The 1161-nt window shown below is 69.1% G+C and carries 2 protein-coding genes; one reads left to right on the top strand and one right to left on the bottom strand.

Going from position 1 to position 1161, the window contains the following annotated elements; all coding sequences use genetic code 11:
• Nucleotides 1–587, bottom strand: a 587-nt coding sequence (locus ACQKIP_RS47940; RefSeq protein ID WP_427745923.1) for a phosphotransferase, incomplete at its 3' end; no start/stop codon positions are given.
• 424 nt (nt 588–1011) lie between these two features.
• Here ACQKIP_RS47940 and ACQKIP_RS47935 point away from each other — a divergent pair.
• The coding region (locus ACQKIP_RS47935; protein WP_427745924.1) for a DNA gyrase subunit B at nt 1012–1161 on the top strand (150 nt) is incomplete at its 3' end.

Genomic DNA, 1161 nt, shown 5'->3' with positions numbered 1-1161 from the left:
GGTACGAGGTGCTCGGTCGGCACATCACCGAGCTCTCCGGCGTAGTCGAGATTGCCCATGAGCACGGTCAGCATGGACCGGGATCCTGACGCGACCGGGATCGACGGGTCGACCGCGACCTGCGCGAGGATCAGCGCCGACATCGCCCAGTCCAGACCCGGTGGCCCCTCCGCCGTCGTGGTCCAGTCGATCACGACGGGACCCTGCGGTGTCAGCACCACGTTCTCCGGATGCAGATCAAGATGAAGGATCCGGTCCCCGGGCCGGACGGAAAGGCGCGCGGGTACCGCATGCAGCTGGTGCAGCAGCCGTGCCAGCACCGCCGCCGCGTCCTCCTCCGTGATCGCACCGTCCATCCACGCCTGCAGCATCGTCACCCCGGACAACCGCTGCATCACCAGCTCGGAAGGTGAGGGCACCGGGCGTCGTACGACCGGGACCGGGAAACCGTTCGTCGACAGATGAGCCATCACGGCCGCCTCCGTCTCGGTGTCACCGCCGCGGCGATAGCGGCGCACGACGCAGCCCTCGTCGAGCGCAAACACCTCGGCACTGCGCCCGGACCCCACCAGCTGACCTGTCTGCATGGGGCGAACCTACGTTCGGCGCCTGACGCAGCGCGACTGGCGGCTCCGCAGGGCGGCTCCGGAGGGCGCCGGAAATAGAGCCTGGAGCGCCATGCGGCAAGGCCCCAGGGATCCCCCTGTGTGGCTCTGTGGCGGCTTTTCGGTGAGGCCATGCAGGGGGGATTGGCTCACGGGGAGTGCGCGGCTCACGGCGGCACATGGAAGTGCTCTCGCCCCCGTGGTGAGGGATGCCTCCGGTATTCTGGACGGCGTCCCGTCAGTCAACGGCCCCGAGGTTCGCGAGCCTCCCGGGCCCTGTTTGGGCTGCCCGCCCCACTGCCCACCCCCCCCTCGTCCCCGTCTTTCCCCTTCTCCGTCCAACTGTCCGGCCGCTTCCGCACCGAGGTGCGGGAGCGCGGTCCGCCATGCCCGAAAGAGAGTTTCTGTGACCACTTTCGACACTCGCACCGCCACCGATCTCCTCGGATCCCAGCAGCCGGGGCAGCGGGACACGGTGGCGTATGACGCCAACACGATCGCCGTTCTGGACGGCCTGGACGCCGTGCGCAAGCGGCCGGGGATGTACATCGGTTCC

The sequence above is a fragment of the Streptomyces sp. NPDC059900 genome (genome assembly GCF_050270335.1).
Lineage (GTDB): Bacteria > Actinomycetota > Actinomycetes > Streptomycetales > Streptomycetaceae > Streptomyces.
The sequence above is the reverse complement of the archived record's forward strand: the minus strand, read 5'-3'. Positions and strand labels throughout refer to the sequence as shown.